This is a genomic window from Streptomyces sp. NPDC002144 (genome assembly GCF_053593695.1).
Map to the genome: position 1 here is coordinate 1 of NZ_JBSFDB010000127.1, position 6,002 is coordinate 6,002.

The following is a 6,002-nucleotide window of genomic DNA, read 5'->3' on the forward strand; positions in this document are numbered from 1 at the left end:
CCTGGCGGCGCATCGGCTTTCCCTGCCCTGCTCCGCAGGAGTCCGCTTCCTCCCCCGCCTGAAGGCGGGGGTATCCACGGAGGAATCCCGATGAAGCGCAGCGGCAGCGCCGCCGACTGGTCGCTGGCCGGACGTCACAAGCTGAACGCCACGTTGCGGGTCGTGTCGGTGACGAAGAACGTGTGCGTCGGGCAGATCCACCTCGGCAGCGGCGGATCATCCACCAAGCCCCTGCTGGAGCTCTACTACCACTCGAACGGCGACATCGTGCTCGGCACCGAGAACTCCCCCTCCGGCGGCCAGACTCCGCACGCCGTCGGGCATGTCTCGATCGGCAAGACCTGGACGTACACGATCGCCGTCTCCGGTGGAAACACCATCGACCTGACGGTCAACGGCAGCACCACCCACTACCCGATCCCGTCGCCCTTCTTCTCCTACAAGCAGTACTTCAAGGCCGGTTCGTACAACCAGTCGTCCTCGGACAGCACCACCAACGGCGCGCGGGTCGCGTTCTACGGGCTCACGGTCTCCCACAGCGGCTGACACGGGCGGCGGCGGCCGGGACCGGCCCGCACTGGGAAGCGCCCGGCGGGGCCCGCTCAACTCCCTTCCCTCAACTCTTACTTCACACCTTGACGAAAGTGGTCCGGACCTTTAGTTTCACCGGGCGACACCACCCCCGTGCGTGCACTCGTCCGTTCACAGGATGAACGCGGCCCGAGCGCTCCACCCCCCACGAAAGGCCGTTCGCCGTGGCCAGACCGAGATCTCTCCCCGCATCCGCCGCACTGGCGGTCACCGCTCTCACCCTCTCCACCGGCCTGCTCTCCGCCTCCCCCGCGCAGGCCGCCACCGGCACGATCACCGGCCTGGCCGGCAAGTGCCTCGACGTCGCGGGCGCCAACTCCGCGGACGGCACCGCCGTCCAGCTCTACGACTGCAACGGCACCGCCGCCCAGCAGTGGACCGTCGGCAGCGACGGCACCATCAGGGCCCTGGGCAAGTGCCTTGACGTGACCGGCAATTCGACCGCCGACGGCGCTCAGCTCCAGCTGTGGAGCTGCTCGGGCGGCGCGAACCAGAAGTGGACGGTCACCGCCGCGCACGACATCGTCAACCCGCAGGCCGACAAGTGCATGGACGCCACCGGCAACTCCTCGGCCAACGGCACCCGGGCCCAGATCTGGAGCTGCACCGGCGCGGCCAACCAGAAGTGGACCGCGCCCTCCTCCGGCGGCTCCACCCCGTCCGCCCCGATGGCCGTGGCGCCGTATCTCTACAACGGCTGGGGCGACCCGCCGAGCCCGACCACGATCACCAACGCCACGGGCGTGAAGTGGTTCACCCTGGCGTTCGTCCTCAGCAACGGCTACTGCAACCCGCAGTGGGACGGCAGCCGCCCGCTCACCGGCGGCGTCGACCAGCAGACCGTCAACACCGTGCGCGGCAACGGCGGCGACATCATCCCGTCCTTCGGCGGCTACAGCGGCAACAAGCTGGAGAGCTCCTGCTCCAGCGCGGGCGAACTCGCCGCCGCCTACCAGAAGGTCATCAACGCCTACGGCCTCAAGGCCATCGACATCGACATCGAGGCCGACGCCTACAGCAACCCCACCGTCCAGCAGCGCACCGTCGACGCGCTCAAGACCGTCAAGGCCAACAACGCCGGTCTGAAGGTGTACATCACCATCGGCACCGGCCAGAGCGGCCCCGACACCAGCCTCATCAACCGGGCCGCCTCGTCCGGCCTTTCGGTCGACGCCTGGGCCATCATGCCGTTCGACTTCGGCGGCGCCGGCCAGAACATGGGCAACCTCACCAAGCAGGCCGCCGAAGGCCTGAAGAACGCCCTCAAGAACGCCTACGGCTACAGCGACGACCAGGCGTACCGGGACATGGGCATCTCATCGATGAACGGCATCACCGACAACAACGAGACGGTGACAGTCAACGACTTCCAGACCATCCTGGCCTACGCCCAGCAGCACCACCTGGCCCGCCTGACGTTCTGGTCCGCCAACCGCGACCGCCCGTGCACCGGCGGAAGTGCCGACAGCTGCTCCGGGGTCGGCCAGTCCAACTGGGACTACACGCGCGTCTTCTCGCAGTACACCGGCTGACCTCCTGCTCCGAGCAGCCCAGTTGACACCCCCCACCTCCGGCAAGGAGAAACCCATGCCTTCCCTTCCACACCGCGGCAGATCCCTCGCGGCCGCCGTGGTGGCCGTGACCGCCGCGTCACTGCTCGGCGGCAGTCCCGCGCAGGCCGCGGCCACCGCGCTGCCCACCGGCTTCACCACCGTCATGAACGCCGCGAGCGGCCGCTGCCTCGACGCCAAGGCGGCCGCCACCGCCAACGGCACCGTCGTGCAGCAGTACTCCTGCAACGGCACCACCGCGCAGCGCTGGAGCTTCACCGCCACCAGCGACGGATACGTCCGCATCAACAACGCGGGCGACACCAACCAGGTCGTGGACGTGGCCGACGTCTCCACCGCCGACAGCGCTCAGGTCCACCTGTGGACGTACGGCGGCGGCGCCAACCAGCAGTGGCTGCCCGTCGACGACGGCGGCGGCGCCTACCACTTCGTCAACCGCAACAGCGGCAAGTGCCTGGACGACCCGGGCGCCTCGACCGCCGACAGCGTGCAGTTCGCGCAGTTCACCTGCAACGGCACCGCCGCCCAGCGTTTCCAGGTGGTCCCCGTGACCCAGTCGGGCACCAACCCCGATCTCGGCCCGAACGTCACGGTCTTCGACCCCTCGATGTCGTCCTCGACGATCCAGAACAAGCTGACCTCGATCTTCCAGCAGCAGGAGACGAACCAGTTCGGCTCCCAGCGCTACGCCGTGCTGTTCAAGCCCGGCGCCTACAGCGCGGACGTCAACGTCGGCTTCTACACCCAGGTGCTGGGCCTCGGACTGTCGCCGGACGCGGTGACGGTGAACGGCGCGGTGCACGCCGAGGCCGACTGGTTCCAGGGCAACGCCACCCAGAACTTCTGGCGCGGCGCGGAGAACCTGTCGGTCAACCCGACCGGCGGCGGCGACCGTTGGGCAGTCTCGCAGGCGGCGCCGTACCGGCGTATGCATCTGCGGGGCAACCTCGCGCTGGACGACGGCGGTTGGTCCAGTGGCGGCTACCTCGCCGACAGCAAGATCGACGGCCAGGTCAACTCGGGCAGCCAGCAGCAGTGGCTGACCCGTAACTCCCAGCTGGGCAGCTGGACCGGCTCCAACTGGAACATGGTGTTCGCCGGCAGCACCGGCGTCCCCGCCACCAGCTTCCCCAAGCCGCCCTACACCACGGTCGCCCAGAGCCCGGTCACCCGCGAGAAGCCGTTCCTGTACGTCGACGGGTCCGGCGCCTACCAGGTGTTCGTGCCGTCCGTGCGGACCAACTCCTCCGGCACCAGCTGGTCCGGCAACGCCTCGGGCACCTCGCTCTCTCTGGACAGCTTCTACACAGTGAAGCCGGGCGCGACCGCGTCGCAGATCAACTCCGCCCTCGCCGCGGGCAAGAACCTCCTGGTCACCCCGGGCGTCTACCACCTCGACCAGACCCTTCAGGTCACGCGCCCCGACACGGTCGTCCTCGGTCTGGGCCTCGCCACGTTCGTACCCGACAACGGCGTCACCGCGATGAAGGTCGCCGACGTCGACGGCGTGAAGATCGCGGGTCTGCTGTTCGACGCGGGCACCACCAACTCGCCCTCCCTGCTGGAGGTCGGGCCGGCCGGCTCCGCCGCCTCCCACGCGACCGACCCGACCTCGCTGCACGACGTCTACTTCCGCGTCGGCGGTGCGGGCGTCGGCAAGGCCACCACCAGCCTGATCGTCAACAGCGACAACGTCATCGGCGACCACATGTGGATCTGGCGCGCCGACCACGGCAGCGGCGTCGGCTGGACCAGCAACACCGCGGACACCGGACTGATCGTCAACGGTGACGACGTCACCATGTACGGCCTGTTCGTCGAGCACTTCCAGAAGTACCAGACGGTCTGGAACGGCAACGGCGGCCGCACGTACTTCTTCCAGAACGAGATGCCGTACGACCCGCCCAACCAGTCCGCTTGGATGAACGGCTCGACGCAGGGTTACGCCGCCTACAAGGTCGCCTCCACCGTCACCAGCCACCAGGCCTACGGTCTCGGCAGCTACTGCTACTTCAACGTCAACCCCTCCGTCGTCGCCGCCCACGCCATCGAGGCGCCGAACACCTCCGGGGTCCGCTTCACCAGCATGGTGACGGTCTCCCTCGGCGGCACCGGCACCATCAGCCACGTCGTCAACAACACCGCAGGCCCGTCCAACTCCGCCACCAACGTGGCCAATCTGACCAACTACCCTTAAGAGCCGACGTGCGCAACCCGCTGCACGCCGCAGGGCGGCGCTCGCCGCCGCCCTGGGCGCGCCGGCCCTCGTCGTGGCCCACCCCAGCCAGGCGAGCGCCAACGTCCTGACGCCGCTGCCGCAGAACACCGACCGGCCGGAGCAGAGCTTCTCCCCCGCCTACAACGGCGACCGCTGCTACGCCACCGCGGCCATCGGCGCCGACGGCACCATCAACCCCGGCGTCAACTTGACCCGGCCCTAAAGGACCGGGTCAAGTTGACATAGCGGATCTCCTTCTTCGACATGCCTTGGGCGGTGCGGCGGGCAACGTACTCCTGCGTCCGGCGATCGTGCCGCATGCGGACGACGACGATGGTGTGCAGAGCCAGGTTTGGCGGCACGCCTGGCGGTCGCCTGCGCGGGTTGAGCCGGAGCCGGTTCGTACGGCCTGAGGATGCCGGGATGGGTGCAGCCGCGCACAGGTGCGCGAAGGATGCCGCCGACCGCAGTCGCTCGGGATTGTCACCAGTGGTGATCACACCGGTGACCGTGACCAGCGGGCCGAAGATTTCCTCAGTCGCGATACGCATGTTGCGGGTTTTCGGCCACCTGAGCGGGAGAAGCTTATGGCCGAGTTCAACGCTCTGGGAGTGCCGGAGGCGAGGAAGTGGCCGGGGAGCCCGCTGGCGCAGCGATCACTCCGCCAGGGCAGAGGCGACGGCACACACGGAGCGCGCGGCGTCCAGCGGCTCCTGCATGCCGTCCACCATGCAGGCGAAGCCAGTGCCCCGCCAACCGGCACGCAGCGTCATTCTGGGGGAATGCGAAACTCGAATTCGGGACGGTCCCACGGCACGGCGGGCGGGTTCGCGAACGCGGTCCCGCTCCGCACCGCACCAACCCGGTGGTAGAAGTCCTCGGCGGGAAGATGCGACACGACCTTGACACGGTCGAGCCCGGCGGCACGGGCTTCGGACTGCATGTGGGCCACGAGCAGCCGTCCAATACCCCGTCCTTGCACTTCGTCGGCGACGAACAGCAGGTCGAGCTCCGGCGGAGCGAGGACGAGCGAGTAGAACCCGAGGACCCGGGCTCCATGCTCGTGGGCGCTGACGGCAACAAAGGCGCGGTGGGCCTCGATGTAATCAGGACCGACCCGGTAGCCCGCGACTGCAGCTGCGTACTTACCCTCGTAGGCGCCTGAGCCACGCACGAGCCGCGTGAGCCGTTTGGCATCCCGCGCGACGGCCCTCCGTATCGTGATCGGCTGGCTGATCGGAAAAGGGCGTGCACTCATCGGGAGATTATGTCCTACCGGGGAGTGCCTTCGTATGGCGGGTCGGCTGCTCGGGCAGGCGCCCCTGCTCCGCTCGCGGGAACCGCTCGCCCAGGCCCCGGTCAGCCACGTCACTGGCGCCGAATCGGCCGCCCGCAAGCAGCCGCTGGACGCCCGAACCGATCCGGAGGAGCCGGAGAACGGTGTGGTCGACGGCTGCTCTCCCTGAGCCTGTCGTGGCGAAGCCGAGCCGGTACAGGAAAATTCCCAGCTGGCCTCATCGGGATTCGTCCGTGGATACCCCCGCCTTCAGGCGGGGGAGGAAACGGACTCCTGCGGAGCAGGGCAGGGAAAGCCGATGCGCCGCCAGGGCGGATCGGCGTTC

The 6,002-nt window shown here is 68.6% G+C and carries 5 protein-coding genes and 2 pseudogenes; 5 read left to right on the forward strand and 2 right to left on the reverse strand.

The features are described 5' to 3' along the window. Positions 1-90: 90 nt before the first annotated feature. The 4 genes and pseudogenes from ACWCQ1_RS51450 to ACWCQ1_RS51465 all read left to right on the forward strand — a co-directional run. A pseudogene (locus tag ACWCQ1_RS51450) lies at positions 91-546 on the forward strand (polysaccharide lyase family 7 protein); the annotation flags it as partial. A 209-nt stretch (positions 547-755) separates the two neighbouring features. Next, a complete protein-coding gene (locus ACWCQ1_RS51455; protein WP_451030061.1) occupies positions 756-2,123 on the forward strand; it encodes a ricin-type beta-trefoil lectin domain protein in 1,368 nt (455 codons plus the stop codon). A gap of 55 nt (positions 2,124-2,178) precedes the next feature. After that, a complete protein-coding gene (locus ACWCQ1_RS51460; RefSeq protein WP_451030062.1) occupies positions 2,179-4,359 on the forward strand; it encodes an RICIN domain-containing protein in 2,181 nt (726 codons plus the stop codon). 52 nt (positions 4,360-4,411) lie between these two features. Next, a pseudogene (locus ACWCQ1_RS51465) lies at positions 4,412-4,591 on the forward strand (NPP1 family protein); the annotation flags it as partial. On the opposite strand, the gene ACWCQ1_RS51470 reads toward ACWCQ1_RS51465, so the two are convergent. Both ACWCQ1_RS51470 and ACWCQ1_RS51475 read right to left on the reverse strand, forming a co-directional pair. Continuing rightward, complete coding sequence (locus tag ACWCQ1_RS51470) at positions 4,584-4,931, reverse strand: transposase (RefSeq protein WP_451030063.1); 348 nt, start codon at positions 4,929-4,931, stop codon at positions 4,584-4,586. The pseudogene ACWCQ1_RS51465 and the gene ACWCQ1_RS51470 sit on opposite strands and share 8 nt — an antisense overlap. Before the next feature lie 218 nt (positions 4,932-5,149). Continuing rightward, positions 5,150-5,638: a GNAT family N-acetyltransferase gene (locus tag ACWCQ1_RS51475; RefSeq protein WP_451030064.1), complete on the reverse strand. Its 489-nt coding sequence runs from the start codon at positions 5,636-5,638 to the stop codon at positions 5,150-5,152. Positions 5,639-5,672: 34 nt separating this feature from the next. Here ACWCQ1_RS51475 and ACWCQ1_RS51480 point away from each other — a divergent pair, with 34 nt between their 5' ends. Further along, positions 5,673-5,846: a hypothetical protein gene (locus tag ACWCQ1_RS51480; RefSeq protein WP_165955218.1), complete on the forward strand. Its 174-nt coding sequence runs from the start codon at positions 5,673-5,675 to the stop codon at positions 5,844-5,846. The last annotated feature ends 156 nt before the right edge of the window (positions 5,847-6,002 follow it).